The sequence below is a fragment of the Falsihalocynthiibacter sp. BN13B15 genome, from assembly GCF_041205415.1.
GTDB lineage: Bacteria > Pseudomonadota > Alphaproteobacteria > Rhodobacterales > Rhodobacteraceae > Falsihalocynthiibacter > Falsihalocynthiibacter arcticus.
On the sequence record NZ_JBGFCE010000135.1, the window covers coordinates 1 to 247 of the forward strand.

Below are 247 nucleotides of genomic sequence, written 5' to 3' on the forward strand. Positions count from 1 at the left end.
CATACATCCTTTTGAGGCGGCGGTTTTGCTCCGCCATATCCTTCATCTCTGTGATCAAAGACGCATCTATTACCCGGCAGGTGATGCTTGCATCACTGAGAGGGCATGCCGCCAAACTTCGGGCGGCATTTATAGAAACTCGCGCTGCTCATCCCATGTTCACGACACAGCTCAGAGACCGGCACACCGCCCTCCGACTGCTTCAAAATGCCCATGATCTGTGCGTCGCTATACCGTGCTGTCTTCA

The 247-nt window shown here is 53.8% G+C and carries 1 pseudogene; it reads right to left on the reverse strand.

Features of this window, described 5'->3' with window-relative positions:
- Window positions 1-247: pseudogene (locus tag AB9F26_RS22515) on the reverse strand (transposase); the annotation flags it as partial.